This window comes from Halorubrum laminariae (assembly GCF_024494655.1).
GTDB classification, from domain to species: Archaea; Halobacteriota; Halobacteria; order Halobacteriales; family Haloferacaceae; genus Halorubrum; species Halorubrum laminariae.
In genome coordinates this window covers 1-1,032 of sequence record NZ_JANHDL010000041.1, presented here as the reverse complement: position 1 = coordinate 1,032, position 1,032 = coordinate 1, and the positions used below count along the sequence as shown (strand labels likewise).

The following is a 1,032-nucleotide window of genomic DNA, read 5'->3' as shown; positions in this document are numbered from 1 at the left end:
CAGTGTCGGATTGTGTTGGTGTCATACTTCCAATCCGGCTTTTAGTCTAGTGAAAGTGACTATTTCGCTCCGTTAGTGATAGATGCCGGATACGTCTGAACTGATTTTGAAACCGTGCAACGGGCTATATGTGACTAAGCAAGGAGATAGATATCATATTGGCGCTCGTTTTTTATATATTGGTTCTATGGTTCGTCATCGAGAAGAAATATTTGATGAAATACACAGTAAGATAATTGACCTAGCTGAAGAAACTAAAGAACGAGCACAGTTCATGATTAAGGAGCACGGCCATATGGTGTATATTCACCAAGAGGAAGGTGAAAATGCTGTAAGGACTAACACACAGCTGGGCAAGCAAATGCCTCTCCATGCAACCTCAGGTGGTAAGGCGATACTTTCTGAACTGCCTACTAATAGGGTAGAAGCAATCATTGAACAACATGGTCTCCCAGAAATAACAGAGAATACTATTACCTCTAAGGAAGAAATATTTCAAGAATTTGAAGAAATAAGGAACCGAGGCTTTAGCTTTAATGATGAAGAATATATTATGGGTCTGCATTCGGTCTCAGTCCCAATTACAAAACCGTCAGGTATCCCTGTTGGAGCAATTGGAGTTTCGGGACCATCACACCGACTAAAAGGTGAAACTTATCGGAGTGATATCCCTGATCTCCTATTAGGTATTGTCAATGAAATTGAACTAAATATGAGATATTCTTAGAATATTTCTCTCGCTAATGAGTAGATCAGTGGTTAGTTCTTAACAGCGGTTAGAAGTCACTGAAGTCTAGGTGACGTAACTGCGGTCGCGTTAAGTTTGGCGTGAATTGTGGTAGACGGCGACGGCTTCGAGCCAATTTTGAGCTGTCTCTAGCGCGACATTGCTGAAACTATTTGCGAACGATGATGTTCGTCGTTCTATTTCCCAAAAAACACGTTCAATAGCGTTCCGATTTCCATGGCGAATCACCCGAAATCGATAGCCATCTTCGGCAAGAACTGGGCCGAGATACTCGGCATCATCGA

Annotated in this window: 1 protein-coding gene and 1 pseudogene; one reads left to right on the top strand and one right to left on the bottom strand. The window is 42.1% G+C overall.

Annotated features, from left to right (window positions below):
* The first annotated feature begins 130 nt into the window (after positions 1-130).
* Positions 131-727, top strand: coding sequence for an IclR family transcriptional regulator (locus NO887_RS18460; RefSeq protein WP_256419623.1), 597 nt, complete (start codon positions 131-133; stop codon positions 725-727).
* A gap of 90 nt (positions 728-817) precedes the next feature.
* On the opposite strand, the pseudogene NO887_RS18455 reads toward NO887_RS18460, so the two are convergent.
* Positions 818-1,032 (bottom strand): annotated as a pseudogene (locus NO887_RS18455) (IS6 family transposase); the annotation flags it as partial.